Genomic DNA, 18,957 nt, shown 5'->3' with positions numbered 1-18,957 from the left:
GTCATGAGCCAGGACGCATGGAAGCAACCTTTTTTCAGTAGCAAGATGCCTGCTTGTGCAGTGAAAGGGCATTGGGCAAGTTTTTGTCTGGTTGATGAAACGGGCAGCGGAAAGGCTTACGGTGGGCTTGCGTACACGGTCCACGACAGCGTGGGGCAGCAGTACAGCGGAAGACTGACCGGCGAGGGGTTCGCCAAGCTACAAGGGTTTTACTGCGGTCCCGTCGTTCTGGTTCTGGAGCGGCTGTATTCTGGGAAAGAGGCGCCGTATTTTGGATTGAGCGGGCGCGAGACTTACAAACTACCCATCACCGAACTTCAGGTCCGTGCCGAACAGACCCGCTTTTTCGCTGCTGATGGTCAACGCACTGAGAGTAACCCGGCACAGCATCAAGCGGACCGGTTTTATCAGGTGGAAGTACGCGATCTGGTCCGACATGTTGCTCACCTGCCGCCATTGGCGCCGCGGACACATCAACCTCAACGGCACGCGCTAAGAATGATGGCTGAGTTGGGGTTTGGTCCGCCTCAACCGGCTTTGGCGGGCGTGGTGCTGTTTCCTAACCTGCATACGGTGCTGGAAGTACGACCGTTGCGTGCCCTGCGACCGATGCTCTGCGGTGATGATCAATTTTGTGCCTTGAACCTGTATCAACTGGCGTTGATGTCCACCTTGAGTTACTGCGACTTTGGCCAGGAGCCTCCAACCCGACCCGTGGATAGTGTCAGCTTTCCCCTGGATCCAAGCGTGGGGAATGTGTTCGCCGAAAAACTTGCCGGATATCAGGAAGCCTGGAAGGTCGACCGTGAGCAGGTTCAACGCTTTTACCCGCTGTATGAGGATGTTCCCTACTCCCTGCGTTTTGAAATTGTGCCCTTCGATCCGCAGTTGTATCCGCAGAACCGTTTGGAGCTTGGAGACGAACAGGAGCATCCTGCTCGCGTGCACTTTTTCGACGATAAACAGTTCGGCACTGATACGCAGGCGTTTATCACTCATCACGACCAAGTCATCCTGATTGCGGTGCGAGGCACCGCCAGTGGTGCCGACGCACTGCGAGACGCCAATGCCCATCAGGTGCCCTTTGGCGGCGGAGTAGGAAAAGCCCACGAGGGCTTCTATCAGGCGTATCAAGCGATGCGCGATTTCGTCCTGCACTACCTCAATCAGTTCCACGACGGCCAGCGCATTGTGATTTGCGGCCACAGCCTCGGTGGCGCCATCGCCTTGCTCCTGGCAGAAGGGCTGCGCCGAATCTCCGGCGCCGACTACAACGTTCTCCTTTACACCTACGGTGCGCCTCGCGCGGCTGACTCCGAGTTCACTGAAGGCGCCTCGTCTCTGGTCCATCATCGCATCGTCAATCACAACGACCCGGTACCCAGCGTGCCCGCTCGGTGGATGAATACCACCGCCAAACTCTGGGTTCCCGGAGCCGTGGTGCTGTTCAGCGCGCCTGCTTCGGGAGGCTTGTTATTCGCCGCCGGGCTGGTGCGCGTCGGTGGTAACCCTTACCAGCATCACGGTGAACAACAGCACTTCATGCCGATCAAGCTCCCGGATGGCACCCAATCCTCTGTGTTATGGAAGCCCAGTTGTGAGTCCGTTATCGAGGCCGGTTGCAACCAAGCGTTGCAGCTCCACGGCGACATGCCTGACCGCGCCAACCTGTTGAAACAACTGTTCCAGGCCAACCAGCACTTCATGACCGCCAGCTACATTCCGGCAGCCTGGGCCACGTTGCGTCGCTGGCAACAGACCGTCGATAGCCAGGGGTCTTTGGTCACGCCAAGGGAATTCGAGTTGATCGACCGTGCGCTTGAGACCATGACTCAGCAATTGCGTGACAAGAACCGTGAGCTTGATCGTCGGCGTCCAACCAACCAGCGCAGCGACGGGCACGAATATAACCAGGCATTGAACGCTGAAATCGACCGCTTGCGCACCAGTCGCCAGCGTCTGGAATCCCTGCGCTGGCGTCGCCTTGAGGCGCGTGATGTATACGGCAGCCAAGCCCACTCCACCCAACTGCCGCACAGCCTCAAGCGTTGGTTCAGCCACCGTGAAAACCGCGAAATATCACAAGTTGCGAGTATTCCGCCACCCTCCCACAACGACCGGGGGAGGGCACAACCACTGGATATCGACTCGATTGTTTAGCCGGGCCGTTTACAAAAACGCCACCTGCGCCGGTTGCCGCTTCATCAACACGTTGCCGTTACGGATCGAGTACAGCGGCAGGCCTTGGCTGCGGATGACTTCGTAGTCGCTGTCTGCCGACAGGATCAACAGGTTGGCCGGTCGCCCGGGCTCCAGGCCATAGCGGTCGCCCAGGGCCATGGCCTTGGCGCTGTTGTCGGTAACCAGGTCCAGGGCGCTTTGCAGGTTGCGGTAGCCGAGCATGTGGCAGATGTGCAGGCCGGCTTCCAGCACGCGCAGGATGTTGCCGTTACCCAGCGGATACCAAGGGTCGACAATCGAGTCCTGGCCGAAGCACACGTTCATGCCGGCTTCGAGCAGTTCGTTGACGCGGGTGACGCCGCGGCGTTTTGGGAAGCTGTCGAAGCGGCCTTGCAGGTGGATACTTTCGGTCGGGCAGGAGACGAAGCTGATGCCTGAGTGCCCGAGCAGGCGAAACAGTTTGGCGCAGTAAGCGTTATCGTAGGAGCCCATGGCCGTGGTGTGGCTGGCGGTGACGCGCGCGCCCATGTCGCGGCTGCGGGCTTCTTCGGCGAGCACTTCAAGAAAGCGCGAGTGCGGGTCATCGGTTTCGTCGCAGTGCACGTCCACCAGGCAACCGGTGCGCTCGGCCAAGTCCATCAGGAACTTCACCGAACTCACGCCTTGGTCGCGGGTGTATTCGAAGTGGGGGATGCCACCTACCACGTCGGCACCCAGGCGGATGGCTTCTTCCATCAACTCGCGGCCGTTGCGGTAGGACTCGATGCCTTCCTGGGGAAACGCGACGATTTGCAGATCGATCAGGTGCGCGCTTTCTTCGCGCACCTCAAGCATGGCTTTAAGTGCGGTGAGGTCGGGGTCGGTAACGTCGACGTGGGTGCGCACATGCTGGATGCCATGGGCGGCCAGGGCCTGGATGGTTTTCTTGGCGCGGGTCTTGGTGTCTTCCTGGGTGATGGTGGCCTTGCGCTCGCCCCAGCATTCGATACCCTCGAACAGCGTGCCGCTCATGTTCCAGCGCGGTTCGCCGGCGGTCAGGGTGGCGTCGAGGTGAATATGTGGCTCGACAAACGGCGGGATGACCAGGTTGCCGGCGGCGTCCAGGTCGCTGGCCGTTAACGCAGGCACAGCCGTTTGTGGGGTGATACTGGCGATCCGGCCGTGTTCCAGGTGCAGATCATGCAGGCCTTCACGGTTGCGCAGGCGGGCGTTGATGATATGCATGGGCAAGTTCCTCTTGGCTAATAACAGTCAGGCAGACAGCCGCCAGATCATCAGGGCGATGCCGATGTCCAGGCGGTCATATGAGTGGTCCAGCCTCAGCCCACAAAGGGCTTCGATGCGCTGGACGCGGTGTGTCAGGGTGTTACGGTGCACGGCCAGGCGCTGGGCGGCGGCCACCAGATTAGCATTCTCGTGAAGCCAGGCTTCCAGGGGCGGCATCAGGCTCGGGCCATCGTGCAAGTCGCCAGACTCATGCCGAGGCATCTGCCAGTGGCGCGCGTACGCGTAACACTGAGGTCAGCACGATGTAGGTCAGTGACGCGGCAACAATCCCCACCAGGGGCGCCACCCACGGCGAGTGAAACGCCAGCACGGTGCCCACCGCATAAGCCACCAGCCCAGGCCAATTGAATGCCGGCAGGCGAGTCTCGGCCAGGCGCGGGTAGTGGCCGCGATAGCGGTAGAAGAAGTCGGCCATGATCACCCCGCCAATCGGCGGAATCACCGTGCCCAGCAAAATCAGGTAGGGCACCAGCATGTCGTACATGCCGAGCAGAGCCAGCAAGGTGCCGATCACCGCCCCCGCCAGGGTCACGGTCTTGCGGCGTTTAGTGCGCAGCAAATTGCAGCCGGCGACGGCGAAGTTGTAGATGGTGTTGTCCTGGGTGCTCCAGATATTGAGCAGCAACATGGCCATTGCCGCCATGGCGAAGCCTTGCAGCAGCAACACTTCCACCACGTCCGGCTGCTGATAGACGATGGCGCCATACGCGCCGATCAACACCATCAAGCCATTGCCGATGAAAAATCCGATCAGGCTGGCCAGCACCGCGACCTTAGCGGAGCGGGAAAACCGTGTCCAGTTGGTGGCCTGGGTCGCACCGCTGACAAAGGTGCCGAACACCAGGGTGATCGCCGTGGACAAGTCCAGTTCACCCGTCGGCACCACGGCCAGCAGGCCATCCAGCCCACCGACGGCTCCAGTAGCGACCCACATCGACAGGAGCAGCAAAATGCCCATGGCCGGCACTGCGATGTAGGACAGAATCTCCAACCCGCGATACCCCACATACGCCGTGGCGCAGAACACCATGCCGAACAGCACCATCAACCCGAGCACGCTGCCCTGGCTCAGTTCGAAATACTTGCCCAGCACCACGGCGGCGGTGGCGGTGCCCCAGGCGTACCAGCCGATCTGGGTGAAGCCGAGGATCAGGTCACTGAGCTTGCTGCCGACTTCGCCAAAGCAGAAGCGGCCCATCAACACCGAGTTCAAACCGCTCTTGAAGGCAATGTAACCCAGGCCTGCGGCGTAAATGCCCAGCAGCAGGTTACCCAGGGCCACAACACCGAGCATGTCGGTAAAGCTGAACGCCACGCCGAGCTTGCCCCCGGCAAACATGGTCGCGGTAAAAAACGTGAACCCCAGCAGCACCATGGCCGTGGACGCCAGGCCCTTGCGCGCATGCATCGGCACTTCGCTGAGGGGGTAATCGTTGCCCGGTTCTTGCTGCGTCATGGCCCTGCTCCCTGAATGAGTGACGCAGGCCTGTTGCACCGCGCGTGCCAAACCGGCGGCAGTGAAGGACGCTGTGCACCGTGCACAGTATTGATAGCCAAACCGTGGTGAATCGCCGGGAGAGGTGTTCTTTATGTCCAGTCGGGCACGAAAGCGGTGCAGCGGTGATACAAATTGGCTCAGTTTCTGCTAAAGGCGCTTGGTCATGTACACGCGGCGCAGACCCCGTTCCACGGCGCGATGGGTTTCTACGTAGCCACGGCGTGTGTAGAGCGCGATGTTCTCGGTCATGGTTTCGTGGGTGTACAGCTGAATCGTGGCATAGCCGGCGTCGATAGCGTGTCGTTCGGCAAATTCCATCAGTAATCGCCCGAAACCCAAACCCTGGGCATCAGGCGCTACGGCGAGGTTATCCAGCAGCAAAGCACCATCGCCCGCCAGTAGAATAACGAAACCCTGAACCGTCCCGGCGTTATCCAGTACATGCACTCCGCCAGCCTCGACTAACTGGCGATAGTCCTCAAGCATCGGCCCGGGCTTGCGGCCGATCCGCGCGATGTAAGGCGAGTAGGCGGCTTCAACAATCGCTTCGATGGCAGCAACATCATCGGCAGTGGCGGGGCGCATCATTGCAGTGTGCTCCTGTGAAAAAATCAGTCCGTTGGCGCTTCGAAGATCGCCTCGATCGGCCGCACTATAAAGGTCGTCGGGCATAAAAAAACCACCCGCAGGTGGTTCTTCAACGTGCCATGCTTACTCGCCGCGATAGATGCAGCCGCTGGTGCAGGTCTCGTGGATACGAATCGCACTGAGTTCCGGCAGCAGCGGTTTCAGCTCAGTCCAGATCCACTTGGCCAGCACTTCGCTGGTCGGGTTTTCCAGGCCGGGGATGTCATTCAGGTAGTTGTGGTCGAGGCGCTCATACAGCGGCTTGAATATCGCCTTGATCTCCGAGAAGTCGCGAATCCAGCCGGTATGGGGATCCAGGTCGCCGCTCAGGTGGATCGCCACCTTGAACGAATGCCCGTGCAGGCGCCCGCATTTGTGGCCTTCCGGTACGTGGGGCAGGCGGTGGGCGGATTCGAAAGTAAACTCTTTGAAGATTTCCACAGTATTTTCAGCTCGGTCAGGTATCTGGCAGGCGGCGAGTTTAACAGCTTGATCCCTCGCCGCGCATACCGCTGGGTCATAGCGCTTGCAAGTGCTCGCCCAACTTGCCGTTGTCCGCCAGGTCGAGGAACGCATCGCCCAGCCGCTGGCTCTCGCTCATCGCGGTCTGCCAGTATTTGTTGCGGCTCGGGTCATCGCCCATGAAGCGCTTGAAGTCGCTGCGGTCCGGCAATTTGCCGTGGGGCAGGCGGGCCAGGTAGTCCTTGGACGGGGCCAGCAGCAACACGTCCTGCAAGCCCTGCTGATTACTGCGCCGCCACGGCAGGCCCTTGTCGAACCAGCCGGGGATGACCCGGTCGGTGAAGTGCGGGTACAGCACGATGTCGTCGCCGTGGTAGGGCAGGTCGAGGTGGTAGTCCAGCAGGCCGCCGTCGCGGTAGGTGCCAGTGCCTGCGCCGGGCAGGTCGCGCACGCCTTGCATCACCATGGGGATCGAGCCGGACGCCAGCAGCGCCTGGCGCAGGTTGCCCAGCTCCAGGTTCACAAAGCGCGAGGGGAAATCCTGCAGCGGATGCAGCGGCGGCGCCTGGCGCGGGTCGTGGATGATCAGCCGTTCGAAGTGTCGCGACAGCCGTGCGCGGCCGCGCAGGTTATCGGCAATCACCGATGACAGGCCCAGCCCGAGCCGACCGCGGTGGTCATCGGCGAGCAGGCCGTGGCTTTTGACCACCATGATGTTCAAGCGATAGTCGGGGTTGTCCAACACCCGCGCATCACGGCCCGCGAGCAAGTCATCGAGCATGCGCTGGCAGCTGCGGCTGACCTCGGCCATGGTCACGCCCTTGGCAAAGCGTTGTTCGTTATACAGGCGGCCAAGGTCGAGCAGGCCTTGCACCGGGTCGGGCAGGCAGGCACTGGCAAACCGCCAGGAACCGATGGAGGCGCCGATCAGTGCGCGTTCGCGCGGCGCGCGCGGCAGCCAGTCGCCGAACAGGGCCAGGTCCAGGCCCTGGATGCCCAGCGCCTTGGGGCCACCGGCCGCGCCGGGGAGGGTGCCGACATCCGCAGGCTTGAGGCCCTGTTCGCGAATGCGTGCGAAGGCGCGTTTACCGGCCTTGAGCGTCAAGGCGGGAAACTTGATGTGGATGGCTGTCATACCAGTCTCTGTTGAAGCGAGCGGAGCAGTATAGAAAAACTCGCGGATGATGGGGAAAGATGCCGATTGAAAAATGCCATGGTGGCAATTCAGTTTCAGTTAAGTTGCAGTGCGTACGGTGGCCTGCGTAGGAAAAACATCCTGAAACGGAGACTTATCATGAAGCGCCTCACAGCGCTGGTCGCCGCCGGTATCATCGCCTCCACGGCGGCACAGGCCCGAGCAGTGGACCCCGACAAACCGCTGAAATTGCCTGGCACTGTTACAATTGTCGCCTTTGATCAGCTGGAGGCCGCGGCCCTGGCGCTGCACCCAGGTTCGAGCCTGCTGGACACCGACCTGGACGAGGCCTACGGCAAGTACATTTATCAAGTAGAACTGGAAGATGCCAATGGCATCGAGTGGGAAGTCGAATTGGACGCGCTCACCGGGCACGTACTCAAGAATCATCAGGATACGTAATGAAGGTATATCGACGCGCCAGCGGTTGGAGGGTGCTGGTGCTCCTGGCTTTTTGTTCCAGCCTGTCCGCCCGCGACCTCAATCAGGATGAAGCCTTGGCACTGCGCCAGCAGGGCGTGATCCTGCCGCTGGAGCAACTGCTGCAACAGGCCATGGCGCGCCACCCTGGCTCGCGGCTGCTGGAAGCTGAACTTGAGAAAAAGCACGGCCGATATGAGTATGAGGTGGAGTTGGTGACCACCGAGGGCGTGGTGCGCGAGATCAAGCTGGATGCAACCACGGGTGTGTTGCTCAAAGATAAGGAAGACGACTGATGCGCCTGCTTCTGGTGGAAGACAACGTTCCCCTGGCCGATGAACTGCTGGCCGGCCTGCAGCGCCAGGGCTACGCCGTCGACTGGCTGGCCGATGGTCGCGATGCTGCGTATCAAGGCCGCAGCGAACCTTATGACCTGATCATCCTCGACCTCGGTTTGCCCGGTCTGCCGGGGTTGGAGGTGTTGGCCCAATGGCGCGCGGCCGCCCTGGTCACGCCGGTGCTGGTGCTCACCGCCCGTGACTCCTGGGCCGAGCGTATCGAAGGGCTCAAGGCCGGCGCGGACGATTACTTGAGCAAACCCTTTCACCCGGAAGAACTGCACTTGCGCATCCAGGCGTTGTTGCGCCGCTCCCACGGCCACGCCAACCAACCCACCTTGCAAGCTGCCGGGCTGCACCTGGATGAAGGCCGCCAGTGCGTGCTGCGCGATGGCGAAGAGATCCAGCTGACCGCCGCCGAATTCCGTCTGCTGCGCTACTTCATGCTGCACCCGGAACAAATCCTGTCGAAAAGCCACCTCGCCGAGCACCTGTATGACGGCGAGACCGAGCGTGACTCCAACGTGCTCGAAGTGCACGTCAACCACCTGCGCCGCAAGCTCGGCCGCAGTGTGATCGAAACCCGGCGCGGCCAGGGTTACCGGTTTGGCGCCGGGCCTGCATGAGGTCCATTCAGCGACGCCTGAGCCTGGGGCTGATCAGCGTGATGGTGATTGTTGGCCTGGTGCTGGCGCAAACCAGCTTGTGGTTGTTCGAGGCCGGTTTGCAGCGCTACCTGGAAGCCGGGCTGCGCAACGACGCCGAGAACCTGCTGGTGGCGCTGGTGCGTGGGCCGAATGGTGTGCAGCTGGACGAGCAGCGCCTGTCACCGGCCTATCAGCGGCCGTTTTCCGGGCATTATTTCCGCATCGACTTTGCCGATATTCACTGGCGTTCCCGCTCGCTGTGGGATCAGGAGTTACCGCGCCTGCCCGAAGCCGGGCTCAAGGGCAACCTGCAACTGGGCCCGGAAGGCCAGCAACTGCTGGTGTTGCGCGCGGACTACAAACGCTTTGGCCAGTCGATTTCCATCAGCGTGGCCCAGGACTACACACCGGTGCGGGAAAGTTTCCGTTTGATGCGTCAGATCGGTCTGGTAATGGGCCTAGCGGCCTTGCTGCTGGTGCTGATCCTGCAGCGGGTTACCGTGCGCCGTGCCTTGCGCCCGCTGGAAACCGCGCGCAACCAGATCGCCCAGTTGCAACAGGGCCAGCGCTCCCAACTCGACACCCAGGTGCCGCTTGAACTGGAGCCGCTGGTGGCGCAGATCAACCACTTGCTGGCCCACACCGAAGACAGCCTCAAGCGCTCGCGCAACGCGTTGGGCAACCTGGGGCATGCGTTGAAAACCCCGTTGGCCGTGCTGTTGAGCGTGGCATCCAGTGAGCAGCTCAAGGCGCACCCCGAACTCGGCAAACTGTTGCGCGAGCAGTTGGAACAGGTGCAGCAACGCCTTAATCGCGAACTCAACCGTGCGCGCCTTGCCGGCGAAACCTTGCCGGGTGCCTTGTTTGATTGCGAAAAAGAGCTGCCCGGGCTGTTGGCCACGCTAAACATGATCCACGGCGAACACCTGGACTTGAGCTACCACGTCACGCCCGGCCTGCAATTGCCCTGGGACCGCGAAGACCTGCTGGAGCTGTTAGGCAACCTGCTGGACAACGCCTGCAAATGGGCGGATGCCGAAATCCGTTTGAGCGTCAGTGAAGCGTCGCACAGCTACTTGTTGGCCATTGAAGACGACGGCCCAGGCATTCCGCAAAGCCAGCGCGACCAGGTGTTCAGCCGTGGTACGCGCCTGGATGAACAGATCGACGGCCATGGCCTGGGGCTGGGGATTGTGCGCGATATCGTCGAGGTGTGGGGCGGGGTATTGCAGTTGCAGGAGAGTGAATTGGGCGGCCTGAAAGTGCTGATCGAATTGCCCAAGCGCCACGCCTGATACACCACAAAATAAAAAATGTGGGAGCGGGCTTGTGTGGGAGCTGGCTCGCCTGCGATAGCGTCACCTCGGTGGCACTGATACACCGAGGTGACGCTATCGCGGGCAAGCCCGGCTCCCACACTAGCTATTCACCCTCTTGACGATCTACACACGAAACTGATCCATCAACCCCTGCTGCTGATTCGCCAAACTGTTCAACGCCTGGCTGACCCGCGCTGATTCGTTCGCCTGCTCCGACAGCGACTCGGTCACATCGCGAATGGTCGCCACGTTGCTGTTGATCTCCTCGGCCACCGCGCTTTGCTCTTCGGCGGCGCTGGCGATTTGCAGGTTCATGTCGCTGATCACCGTGACCGCCTCACCAATCTGGCGCAGGGCGGTGACGGCCTGGCCGACTTGCTCGACACTGCCTTGGGCCTGGCGATAGCTGTTGCCCATGGAGCCGACCACATCGGTGGTGCCGTTTTGCAGTTGTTCGATCACCACACGGGTTTCTTCCACCGATTCCTGGGTGCGCCGCGCCAGGTTGCGCACTTCGTCGGCGACCACGGCAAACCCACGGCCGGCTTCACCGGCGCGGGCGGCTTCGATGGCGGCGTTGAGCGCCAACAGGTTGGTCTGCTCGGCAATGCCACGAATCACTTCCAGCACCGAACCGATTTTCTCGCTGTTAGCCGCCAAGCCTTCAACTTGAGCCATGGCGGTGCTCATGTCGGCGGCCAGGTGGCCGATGTTGGTGGTGGTGCGGTCGATCACGGTCAAGCCTTCGCGGGTGGCCTGGTCGGCATCGCGCGCGGCCTGGGCTGCCTGGGCGGCGCTGCGGGCCACGTCCTGGGCGGTGGCGCTCATTTCATGGGAGGCGGTGGCCACTTGGTCGACCTGGCGGTATTGCTGTTCCATGCCGGCGCTGGTTTCGGTGGCAATCGCGGCGGATTGGTCGGCGGTGCCACGGGCGTCCTGCACCGAGCGTTTGACCTCGGCAATAATCGGTTGCAGCTTGTCGAGGAAGCGGTTGAACCAGCCGGCCAATTGCCCCAGCTCATCCTGTTTGTCGTAGGCCAGGCGGCGGGTCAGGTCGCCTTCGCCACTGGCGATGTCTTCCAGCATGCGCGCCACGCCCAAGATCGGCCGGGTCACGCTGCGCGCCATCAGCCACACCAGAATCAGGCCGACCACGGCGGCAAGCAGGCCCAGGCTCAGCTCCAGCAAGGTGCCGCGGGTGTTATCGGCGTCAAGTTGCGCCTTGAGCGCTTCGGCGGGGCCGACCAGGACTTTTTCCGGCACATCCAGCAACACGCCCCACGGCTTGCCGCCGGGAATCGGTGCGAAGGGCGCCAGCACCTTGAGTTGATGGTCGGTGCGCAGGCTGCGGATCTGCGTGCTGGCGGCCAGCGCGCTGATCAATTGCGCGCCGCTGGTGGTGTCGACCTGGTCCAGGCGCTGGCTGAGTTTGCTCGCGTCCGGGCTGTAGCCGGCGAGCAAACCGGTGGGGCTGAGAATGCTGACCTGGGTCTGGCCGTCATACAGCTTCTGGCTGGCCTGTTGGCTCACGGCTTGCAGGCTGTTGAGGTTGATGTCCACCGACAACGAGGCGATGACTTTGCCGTTGACCATCAGCGGGAAGACGATGCTGGTCATCAGCACGTTTTGCCCGTCGATCACATAAAAGTAAGGCTCAATCACGCAGGGTTTCAGAGTGGTGCGCGGGCAGGTGAACCAGGCGTTGGCTTTTTCGCCGCTGGGGCCGACGCGGGTGTCGGCCATGTCGCTTTCAGGCAGCGACATCGAGGTCAATTTGCCCGGCGTCGGTTGCGACCAGTACAGGGCAAAGCGGCCCTTGTCGTTACTGCCCAGCTCCGCCTGGTTGGCGAACAGCTCATCCTTGCCGTCCAGCGCATTGGCTTCGAACACCAGCGACAAACCGAGCAGGTCCGGGTTGGCCTGCAGCGCGGCCTTGACCTGGCGGGTCAGGTCTTCGCGGGTGTCGAAGGCGTCGAGGAAGCGTTTTTCCGCCTGCTCGCGCAAAAACAGCACTTGGCGGGAAAAACCGTGGCCGTACTGGTAGGCGTCCATGAATTGCTGGCGAATCCCCAAGGCCTGCACTTCACCTTGGGCCTCGATGCGCGCCTGGGCGGACTCGTCGAGCATCTGCATGCTGGAGGCTTTGACCTGCTGTGAGCTCTGCTCCATGCGATACAGCGACAGACCCACCAGCAGGGTCACGATCCCCAGCAGGCAGAGGCCGGCGAGCAGGGTGATTTTCCATTGAATGGAGAGCTGTCTGAGGGACATCGAGGAGCATCCTTAACCTGAAAACACAGAGAGCCTCTGTATCGGCCGCTTTTTGCGCTTCTTTATTATTTAAACGTTCAATTGAATGCTCAAAGCGACGCCGTTTTTTGACATGCGCGCCCGCCTGCTGCAAAGTGCGCGCCCTTCTAATAAAACCTCCTTAAGCCTGCACGCTGGCAGCCAAGCCTATGGCCGCCTGGATGCGGGCATGCCTGTTTTTTAGTTTCTGTCTTGAGGTAACCATGATTAACGCAGTCATCGCCGCGGTCGGCACCATGCTGGTGCTCAGCTTATCCCGCGTGCATGTGGTCATCGCCATTATTGTCGGCGCCCTGGTGGGTGGCTTGACCGGTGGCCTGGGCATCGAGGCCACGCTCAAGGCCTTCAACGGCGGGTTGGGCGGCGGCGCGACGGTGGCGTTGTCCTACGCCTTGCTCGGCGCTTTCGCGGTGGCGATTGCCAAGTCCGGCCTGGCCCATGCGTTGGCGGACAAGGCGCTGATGCTGGTTGATCGCCAGGAAGCCACGGGCGGCAGCCACGTCAAATGGTTGCTGATCGGCTTGTTGTGGGTGGTGGCGATTGCCTCACAGAACATCCTGCCGATCCACATCGCGTTTATCCCGCTGCTGGTGCCGCCGCTGCTGTACGTGCTGACCAAGCTGCAACTGGACCGCCGCTTGATCGCCTGCGTGATGACCTTCGGCCTGATCACGCCGTATATGTTCCTGCCGGTGGGCTTCGGCAATATCTTCCTCAACCAGATCCTGCTGGCCAACGTGGCCAAGAGCGGTGTGGATATCAGCCAGGTCAACGTCACCCACGCCATGGGTTTGCCGGCATTGGGCATGGTCGTCGGCCTGCTGGTGGCGGTGTTTGTCAGCTATCGCAAAAAACGTGTGTATGACCTGGAGAAAATCGAGCGGGTCGAGCAAGTGGCGGTGCAGTACAACCCACTGACTTTGCTGGTGGCCGGCCTGGCGATTGCCTCGGCGTTCATCATTCAGCTGTGGCTGGACTCGATGATCATCGGCGCCCTGGCCGGGTTCCTGATCTTCTCGGTGTCGGGCATCGTGCGCTGGCGCGAAACCGACGACCTGTTCACCGAAGGCATGAAGATGATGGCGATGATCGGCTTCATCATGATCGCCTCCTCGGGGTTTGCCGAAGTGCTCAAAGCCACCGGCGACGTGCGTTCTCTGGTGGAAGCCTCGGCGGCGTTCATCGGCCACAGCCGTGGCGTGGGCGCATTGCTGATGTTGCTGGTCGGGCTGCTGGTGACCATGGGCATTGGCTCGTCGTTTTCCACCGTGCCGATCCTCGCCGCGATTTTTGTGCCGCTGTGTGTGCAACTGGGCTTCAGCCCGCTGGCGATTGTGTGCATCGTTGGCACCGCCGGTGCGCTGGGCGACGCCGGTTCACCGGCGTCGGATTCGACCCTCGGCCCGACCTCCGGCCTGAACATCGACGGCCAGCATCACCATATCTGGGACACCGTGGTGCCGACGTTCCTGCACTACAACATTCCCTTGCTGGCGTTTGGCTGGTTCGCCGCCATGACCCTCTGACACCCGCCTACAGATCCCTGGCAATTGGCCGATAGCCTCTCAAGTCGCCTAATAAGAGAGAAAAGCCATGCGTCTGAGTTTGAAGGCCAAAGTCCTGTCCCTCGCCGTAGTGCCGGTGTTGCTGTTCGCCGTGGTCATCAGCCTGACCACGGTGTGGATTCTGAAGGGCCAGGCACGCAACGAGGTGGATGAAACCCGCCAGCGCCTGCTCAACGACGCCAAGGCCACACTGCAAAGTTATGTGGAAGTGGCCATGACCACCATCAAGCCGCTCTACGACGCCGCCGCCCCGGGCGACACTGCCGCGCGGGCGCAGGTGGTCAAGTTGCTGTCCAACACCAGCTACGGCAAGGACGGCTACTTCTTCGGCTACGACTCCGAGACCATCCGCCTGTTCAAGGGCAACAGCCCCGACGGCGTAGGCAAGAGCTTCAAGGACAACCGCGACCCCAACGGCGTCTACGTCAATCGCGACCTGGTCAAGGTCGGCAAGGACGGCACCCATTACCTGCAATACAGCTCGACCCAGCCGGGGCAGACCGAACTGGTGCCCAAGCTCGGCTACACCGAGTACTTGCCGAAGTGGGACATGGTGATTGGTACGTCGGTTAACCTCGACGGCATCGAAGCCCAGGTGGCGGTGGTCGAGGCCAAGGTCGAGAAACGCATGGAAGGCGTGCTCTGGAGCATCCTCGGCGTGGCCGTGTTGGTGCTGTTGGTGATTGCCGCCGTGGGCCTGGTGACGGCCAATACCATCTTGCGTCCGCTGAACCTGATGAAAGCCAACCTCGACGATATTGCCGCAGGCGAGGGCGATTTGACCCGCCGCCTGGCCATCACCAGCCAGGATGAACTCGGCGATCTGGCCGGCGCCTTCAACCGCTTTGTCGACAAGATCCACGGGCTGGTGCGCCAGATCACCGAGATGACCTCGCAACTCACTGGGCTGGTCAGCCAGGTGTCCGAGCAGGCCCAGCGCTCGGAAACCGCCATGGAACGCCAGCGTCACGAGACCGACCAAGTCGCCACCGCGATCAACCAAATGTCTTCCGCCGCCCATGAAGTGGCGCGCAGTGCCCAGGGCGCCGCCGTTGCCGCGCAACAGACCGACGCCGAGGGCCAGGCCGCCAAGCGCGTAGTGGACGGCAGCATCGCGCAGATCCATGCGCTGGTGAACGATATCCGCAGCAGCGGCGTGTCCCTCGACAGCCTGCAACAGGACGTGTCGTCGATTGTCAGCGTGCTTGACGTAATCCGCTCGATTGCCGAACAGACCAACCTGCTGGCGCTCAACGCCGCTATCGAAGCCGCGCGGGCCGGTGAGGCCGGGCGCGGGTTTGCCGTGGTCGCCGACGAGGTACGCGCCTTGGCCAGCCGCACCCAGACCAGCACCCAGGAAATCCAGGGCATGATCGACCGCCTGCAAAAAGGCACCGAAGCCGCCGTGGACGCAATGCGCCGTTCCAGCGATGCCGGCGACGGCACCTCGGCCCAGGCCAACCAGGCCGGGGCGTCGCTGGACACCATGGCGCAGTTGATCGGCACCATCAATTCAATGAACGCACAAATTGCCAGCGCCGCCGAAGAGCAAACCGCCGTGGCCGAGGAGATCAACCGCAGCGTGCATCAGATTGCCGTGGCGGTAGACAGCGTGGCGGATGAAACCCAACTGGGCGCGCAGACGTCCCGAAGTTTGGCGGATTTGGGTCAGCGTTTGGGGCAATTGGTGGGGCAGTTCAGGATCTGATCTTTCATAGGTTCAGGGTATGTTGACTTAACGTATATACGAATATACCTCCCACCGCCCCTCGGTAAGACTTGAGCCCCAATCACAGCGCCTTCGGCCTGGCTCCTTACCTGCGCATCGCCTACGCCCTGGACGATGACTCGCTGTTGTAGGCGTGCGAGGCGATACGCCAGTTTTGCGCGGCGACGCGCTAGAGATCGCGCATCAACAGGCCAAACTGCAGGTCCATGTCGGCAGGAAGCGGCACATACGCCGTGTGCCCGTCTCCCGGCGCAACCTCGATGGCTTCGCCCTTGGCGTTATGCAGGCTGGCCAGGTCGAAGTGAAAGTTGCCGGTGGGTGTCATCAACTCCAGATGATTGCCCACGGCAAAGCGGTTCTTCACCTTGACCTCGGCCAGCTCGCCACGGCGCGCGCCGGTCAATTCGCCGACAAACTGCTGACGTTCCGACACCGAGCTGCCGTTCTGGTAATTCTGGTATTCGTCGTGCACATGGCGGCGCAGGAAACCCTCGGTGTAGCCGCGTTGGGCCAGTGACTCAAGGTTAGTCATCAGGTTGCGGTCAAAGGCGCGACCGGCCACCGCATCGTCGATGGCCTGGCGATACACCTGGGTGGTGCGCGCGCAGTAGAAATGCGATTTGGTGCGGCCTTCGATCTTCAGCGAGTGCACGCCCATGTGCGTCAGGCGCTCCACATGCTGCACGGCGCGCAGGTCCTTGGCATTCATGATGTAGGTGCCGTGTTCATCCTCGAAGGCGGGCATCTGCTCATCCGGGCGATTGGCTTCCTGCAACAGGAACACCTGGTCGGTCGGTGCACCGATGCCCAGGGTCGGTTGGAATTGCTCGACGATGTCGCCCGTGGTGTTTTCCACGGCTGGCGTGGCCTGGTATTTCCAACGGCATGCGTTGGTGCACGTGCCTTGGTTGGCATCGCGCTTGTTCATATAGCCCGAGAGCAGGCAACGCCCGGAATAGGCCATGCACAGGGCGCCGTGCACAAACACCTCCAGCTCCATGTTTGGCACCTGTTGGCGGATTTCGCCGATCTCTTCCAGCGACAGCTCGCGCGACAGGATCACCCGGCTGATGCCTTGCTGCTGCCAGAACTCGACGCTGGCCCAGTTCACCGTGTTGGCTTGCACCGACAGGTGAATCGGCATCAACGGGAAGTGGCGGCGCACCAGCATGATCAGCCCCGGGTCGGACATGATCAGCGCGTCCGGGCCCATGGCGATGACCGGGGCCAGGTCCTTGAGGAAGGTCTTCAGCTTGGCGTTGTGCGGCGCGATGTTCACCACCACGTAGAAGCGCTTGCCCAGCGCATGGGCTTCCTGGATGCCGAGCGCCAGGTTGGCGTGGTCGAACTCGTTGTTGCGTACGCGCAGGCTGTAGCGCGGCTGGCCGGCGTAGACCGCGTCGGCGCCATAGGCGAAGGCGTAGCGCATGTTTTTCAAGGTGCCGGCGGGGGCGAGCAGTTCGGGGGCGATCACGGGGGGCATGGGCTCAAGTCGCAAAAGGTCGCGAGCGTAGTGGAGCCTGGGCGAGTTTTTATTGATCCAGGTCGCCCTTTTGGGATTTTGTATCGCTGTGTATCGGCGGGGGCTTGTCGACATAGGCGCGATACGTCAGGCGGTTTCAATGGCGTCCCCCGTCTCGACAAGGTCATTGCCATGCGACTTATCTCAGCCCTGTTCGTCGGCCTGCTGGTGGCCTTCGCCCTGGTTTCCAACCAGGTCGCCAGCCGTGAAAGTGAAAATGCCCAGGGCGCCATGCCTTCGCTGGCGGGTGCAGTCGAATGGCTTAACTCGCCTGAGCTGAGCGCGCAGTCGCTCAAAGGCAAAGTGGTGCTGGTGGATTTCTGGACCTACGACTGCGTCAACTGCCGGCGCGCGCTGCCGTACGTGCAGGCCTGGGCGAAGCGGTACGAGCAGGATGGCCTGGTGGTCATCGGCGTGCACACCCCGGAATACGCCTACGAACACATCACCGGCAATGTCAGGGAGCAGGTGCGCAAGCTGGGCATCACCTACCCGGTAGCCGTCGATAACAACTACGCGATCTGGCGCAGCTTCGAAAACCAGTATTGGCCGGCCCACTACTTGATTGATGCCAAGGGGCAGGTGCGTTACAGCCACTTTGGCGAAGGCCGTTATGACGCTCAGGAACAGATGATCCAGACGCTGTTGAGCGAGGCCAGGGCGGCTGCGTCAAGCCCGTGAATCAAGCGGTCTATGCTTGTTGGAGAATCGAGGGCACTCCGAGGTTTCGCAGCGGACTAAGCAACAGGGCCTACACAGGGCCTCTGCTTTTCTGACATGGACCGGACATGAATCAAACCAACCTGCAATTCAAAACCCTGCTGTTGCTGCTGGCCCTGGTGACCATCGCTTTTATCTGGATATTGCTGCCGTTTTACGGCGCAGTGTTCTGGGCGGTGATCCTCGGCATTATCTTTGCCCCGATGCAGCGGCGCCTGCAACAGCGGTTCAACTGGAACCGCAACCTGACGTCGCTGGCGACCCTGACGGTGTGCCTGGTGATTGCGATTCTGCCGGTGATCATCACCAGCGTGTTGCTGGTGCAAGAGGGCGCGACGCTCTACAAAAACATCGAAAGCGGCAAATTGGACGTGGCGGGGTATATCGAGCAGTTCAAGAACATCCTGCCGCCGTACTTCCAGCATTTGCTCGACCGCTTCGGCATGGGCAACCTGGAAGGCCTGCGCGAAAAGATCGTCAAGAGCGCGATGCAAGGCAGCCAGTTCTTCGCGACCCAGGCGTTCAGCTTTGGCCAGGGCACGTTTGATTTCCTGGTGAGCTTTTTCATCATGCTGTATCTGCTGTATTTCCTGCTGCGCGACGGCCCCGAGCTGGTGCGCAAGGTGCGCACGGCGGTGCCGTTGGCCGAGCCGCAAAAGCGCCGTTTGCAGCTCAAGTTCAACCGCGTGGTGCGGGCCACGGTCAAGGGCAACGTACTGGTGGCCGTCACCCAAGGTGCGTTGGGCGGTTTGATTTTCTGGTTTCTGGATATTCCCAGCGCGTTGCTCTGGGCGGTGCTGATGGCGTTTCTATCGCTGTTGCCGGCGGTGGGCGCGGGGATCGTCTGGGGGCCGGTGGCCGCCTACTTCCTGTTGAGCGGTTCGATCTGGCAGGGCGTGGTGCTGGGGCTGTTCGGGGTGTTTGTGATTGGGCTGGTGGACAACGTGCTGCGCCCGATCCTGGTGGGCAAGGACACCAAGATGCCGGACTACCTGATCCTGATCTCGACCCTGGGCGGGCTGTCGGTGTTTGGTTTGAACGGGTTTGTGATCGGGCCGCTGGTGGCGGCGTTGTTTATGTCCAGCTGGGCGTTGTTCGTGGAGAGCAAGCCACGGGTCAAGCTGCCGTTGCCTTGAA

Annotated in this window: 16 protein-coding genes and 1 pseudogene; 9 read left to right on the top strand and 8 right to left on the bottom strand. The window is 61.6% G+C overall.

The window, feature by feature from the left end:
• The first annotated feature begins 3 nt into the window (after positions 1 to 3).
• On the top strand, positions 4 to 2,160 hold the full coding sequence (locus tag L8I05_RS27620; RefSeq protein ID WP_242175215.1) for a lipase family protein: 2,157 nt from the start codon (positions 4 to 6) through the stop codon (positions 2,158 to 2,160).
• Positions 2,161 to 2,169: 9 nt separating this feature from the next.
• Here the strand turns inward: L8I05_RS27620 and codA are convergent, their stop codons facing one another.
• From codA to L8I05_RS27590, 6 genes and pseudogenes are all read right to left on the bottom strand, one after another.
• Complete coding sequence (gene codA / locus L8I05_RS27615; protein ID WP_242175213.1) at positions 2,170 to 3,405, bottom strand: cytosine deaminase; 1,236 nt, start codon at positions 3,403 to 3,405, stop codon at positions 2,170 to 2,172.
• 27 nt (positions 3,406 to 3,432) lie between these two features.
• A pseudogene (locus tag L8I05_RS27610) lies at positions 3,433 to 3,648 on the bottom strand (helix-turn-helix domain-containing protein); the annotation flags it as partial.
• 7 nt (positions 3,649 to 3,655) lie between these two features.
• Positions 3,656 to 4,924 (bottom strand): cytosine permease, encoded by a 1,269-nt coding sequence (gene codB / locus L8I05_RS27605; protein WP_242175209.1) that lies wholly within the window; start codon positions 4,922 to 4,924, stop codon positions 3,656 to 3,658.
• Between the two features lie 189 nt (positions 4,925 to 5,113).
• Positions 5,114 to 5,554: a GNAT family N-acetyltransferase gene (locus L8I05_RS27600; RefSeq protein WP_242175207.1), complete on the bottom strand. Its 441-nt coding sequence runs from the start codon at positions 5,552 to 5,554 to the stop codon at positions 5,114 to 5,116.
• 123 nt (positions 5,555 to 5,677) lie between these two features.
• Positions 5,678 to 6,034, bottom strand: a complete 357-nt coding sequence (gene queD / locus L8I05_RS27595; protein WP_003237990.1) for a 6-carboxytetrahydropterin synthase QueD — start codon at positions 6,032 to 6,034, stop codon at positions 5,678 to 5,680.
• Positions 6,035 to 6,110: 76 nt separating this feature from the next.
• Complete coding sequence (locus tag L8I05_RS27590) at positions 6,111 to 7,190, bottom strand: patatin-like phospholipase family protein (protein ID WP_242175200.1); 1,080 nt, start codon at positions 7,188 to 7,190, stop codon at positions 6,111 to 6,113.
• A 159-nt stretch (positions 7,191 to 7,349) separates the two neighbouring features.
• Between L8I05_RS27590 and L8I05_RS27585 the strand changes: the two genes are divergently transcribed.
• Genes L8I05_RS27585 through L8I05_RS27570 form a run of 4 tightly spaced genes read left to right on the top strand, consistent with a single transcriptional unit; the run spans position 7,350 to position 9,950 of the window.
• Positions 7,350 to 7,652, top strand: a complete 303-nt coding sequence (locus L8I05_RS27585) for a PepSY domain-containing protein (RefSeq protein WP_159955252.1) — start codon at positions 7,350 to 7,352, stop codon at positions 7,650 to 7,652.
• On the top strand, positions 7,652 to 7,966 hold the full coding sequence (locus L8I05_RS27580; protein WP_242175190.1) for a PepSY domain-containing protein: 315 nt from the start codon (positions 7,652 to 7,654) through the stop codon (positions 7,964 to 7,966). The genes L8I05_RS27585 and L8I05_RS27580 overlap by 1 nt, the downstream gene beginning before the upstream one ends.
• Positions 7,966 to 8,634 carry a response regulator transcription factor gene (locus L8I05_RS27575; RefSeq protein ID WP_197629509.1) on the top strand — a complete coding sequence of 223 codons (669 nt, stop codon included), beginning with the start codon at positions 7,966 to 7,968 and terminating at the stop codon, positions 8,632 to 8,634. Before L8I05_RS27580 ends, L8I05_RS27575 begins: the two co-directional genes overlap by 1 nt.
• Positions 8,631 to 9,950: a sensor histidine kinase gene (locus tag L8I05_RS27570; protein ID WP_242175188.1), complete on the top strand. Its 1,320-nt coding sequence runs from the start codon at positions 8,631 to 8,633 to the stop codon at positions 9,948 to 9,950. Before L8I05_RS27575 ends, L8I05_RS27570 begins: the two co-directional genes overlap by 4 nt.
• 147 nt (positions 9,951 to 10,097) lie before the next feature.
• Here the strand turns inward: L8I05_RS27570 and L8I05_RS27565 are convergent, their stop codons facing one another.
• Positions 10,098 to 12,245, bottom strand: a complete 2,148-nt coding sequence (locus L8I05_RS27565; protein WP_242175187.1) for a methyl-accepting chemotaxis protein — start codon at positions 12,243 to 12,245, stop codon at positions 10,098 to 10,100.
• A 245-nt stretch (positions 12,246 to 12,490) separates the two neighbouring features.
• Here L8I05_RS27565 and L8I05_RS27560 point away from each other — a divergent pair, with 245 nt between their 5' ends.
• Positions 12,491 to 13,810 carry a Na+/H+ antiporter NhaC family protein gene (locus L8I05_RS27560; protein ID WP_162530306.1) on the top strand — a complete coding sequence of 440 codons (1,320 nt, stop codon included), beginning with the start codon at positions 12,491 to 12,493 and terminating at the stop codon, positions 13,808 to 13,810.
• Between the two features lie 67 nt (positions 13,811 to 13,877).
• Positions 13,878 to 15,557: a methyl-accepting chemotaxis protein gene (locus tag L8I05_RS27555; RefSeq protein WP_242175178.1), complete on the top strand. Its 1,680-nt coding sequence runs from the start codon at positions 13,878 to 13,880 to the stop codon at positions 15,555 to 15,557.
• Between the two features lie 190 nt (positions 15,558 to 15,747).
• On the opposite strand, the gene yegQ is transcribed toward L8I05_RS27555, so the two are convergent.
• Entirely contained in the window at positions 15,748 to 17,061 is a 1,314-nt protein-coding gene (gene yegQ, locus L8I05_RS27550) for a tRNA 5-hydroxyuridine modification protein YegQ (protein ID WP_242175159.1), read from the bottom strand.
• Between the two features lie 171 nt (positions 17,062 to 17,232).
• Here yegQ and L8I05_RS27545 point away from each other — a divergent pair, with 171 nt between their 5' ends.
• Both L8I05_RS27545 and L8I05_RS27540 read left to right on the top strand, forming a co-directional pair.
• Positions 17,233 to 17,781: a thioredoxin family protein gene (locus L8I05_RS27545; RefSeq protein WP_242175141.1), complete on the top strand. Its 549-nt coding sequence runs from the start codon at positions 17,233 to 17,235 to the stop codon at positions 17,779 to 17,781.
• Between the two features lie 107 nt (positions 17,782 to 17,888).
• Complete coding sequence (locus L8I05_RS27540; protein ID WP_242175123.1) at positions 17,889 to 18,956, top strand: AI-2E family transporter; 1,068 nt, start codon at positions 17,889 to 17,891, stop codon at positions 18,954 to 18,956.
• Position 18,957: the final 1 nt, after the last annotated feature.

It is taken from the genome of Pseudomonas sp. MONT-RG-20F-20-E-7-02 (genome assembly GCF_022662395.1).
In the GTDB taxonomy this organism is placed as follows: domain Bacteria; phylum Pseudomonadota; class Gammaproteobacteria; order Pseudomonadales; family Pseudomonadaceae; genus Aquipseudomonas.
This window is presented reverse-complemented; position numbering and strand designations above follow the sequence as displayed.

Bases quoted from the DNA above. Each gene is read 5' to 3' on its own strand.
- L8I05_RS27620 (WP_242175215.1), top strand. From the start codon at position 4: ATGAGCCAGGACGCATGGAAGCAACCTTTTTTCAGTAGCAAGATGCCT.
- codA (WP_242175213.1), bottom strand. From the start codon at position 3,405: ATGCATATCATCAACGCCCGCCTGCGCAACCGTGAAGGCCTGCATGAT.
- codB (WP_242175209.1), bottom strand. From the start codon at position 4,924: ATGACGCAGCAAGAACCGGGCAACGATTACCCCCTCAGCGAAGTGCCG.
- L8I05_RS27600 (WP_242175207.1), bottom strand. From the start codon at position 5,554: ATGATGCGCCCCGCCACTGCCGATGATGTTGCTGCCATCGAAGCGATT.
- L8I05_RS27590 (WP_242175200.1), bottom strand. From the start codon at position 7,190: ATGACAGCCATCCACATCAAGTTTCCCGCCTTGACGCTCAAGGCCGGT.
- L8I05_RS27585 (WP_159955252.1), top strand. From the start codon at position 7,350: ATGAAGCGCCTCACAGCGCTGGTCGCCGCCGGTATCATCGCCTCCACG.
- L8I05_RS27580 (WP_242175190.1), top strand. From the start codon at position 7,652: ATGAAGGTATATCGACGCGCCAGCGGTTGGAGGGTGCTGGTGCTCCTG.
- L8I05_RS27575 (WP_197629509.1), top strand. From the start codon at position 7,966: ATGCGCCTGCTTCTGGTGGAAGACAACGTTCCCCTGGCCGATGAACTG.
- L8I05_RS27570 (WP_242175188.1), top strand. From the start codon at position 8,631: ATGAGGTCCATTCAGCGACGCCTGAGCCTGGGGCTGATCAGCGTGATG.
- L8I05_RS27565 (WP_242175187.1), bottom strand. From the start codon at position 12,245: ATGTCCCTCAGACAGCTCTCCATTCAATGGAAAATCACCCTGCTCGCC.
- L8I05_RS27555 (WP_242175178.1), top strand. From the start codon at position 13,878: ATGCGTCTGAGTTTGAAGGCCAAAGTCCTGTCCCTCGCCGTAGTGCCG.
- yegQ (WP_242175159.1), bottom strand. From the start codon at position 17,061: ATGCCCCCCGTGATCGCCCCCGAACTGCTCGCCCCCGCCGGCACCTTG.
- L8I05_RS27545 (WP_242175141.1), top strand. From the start codon at position 17,233: ATGCGACTTATCTCAGCCCTGTTCGTCGGCCTGCTGGTGGCCTTCGCC.
- L8I05_RS27540 (WP_242175123.1), top strand. From the start codon at position 17,889: ATGAATCAAACCAACCTGCAATTCAAAACCCTGCTGTTGCTGCTGGCC.